Genomic DNA, 387 nt, shown 5'->3' with positions numbered 1-387 from the left:
CGGCGGCGGGACGCGTGCGTCGCCGAGGTGGACGCCTTTCTCGACCGGGCCGCCGACGAGGGGCTGCTGCGCCGGGACCAGCCGACGGGCTGGGCGGGAGCGCTGCTCGTCGAACTGGTGACGCTCGCTCCGCGCCGGCTGTCACACCTGAGTCCGGCGCAGGTGGCCGACATGGTGGTGGACACGTTTCTCAACGGCCTCGGTGCGCCGTAGCCGGCGATGCGGACGAAGCCACCCACCACTGCCACCAAGCCGAAAACCACCCCCACCCCCACGCCCCACCCCCACCCCCACCCCCCCACTTCCCCTACGAACTCGCCCGCGTCCGCCTCGCCCACGGCACCCGCCTCCGACACACCCACGGCCACAAAGCAGCCCGCCACACCC

At 73.6% G+C, this 387-nt stretch carries 1 pseudogene; it reads left to right on the top strand.

The features are described 5' to 3' along the window. Nucleotides 1-213: pseudogene (locus AAW13_RS43965) on the top strand (TetR family transcriptional regulator); the annotation flags it as partial. Between the last annotated feature and the right edge of the window lie 174 nt (nt 214-387).

The sequence above is a fragment of the Streptomyces humi genome (assembly GCF_001005085.2).
In the GTDB taxonomy this organism is placed as follows: domain Bacteria; phylum Actinomycetota; class Actinomycetes; order Streptomycetales; family Streptomycetaceae; genus Streptomyces; species Streptomyces humi.
Note: the sequence above shows the minus strand (reverse complement) of the source record. Positions and strands in the feature narration are given on the sequence as shown.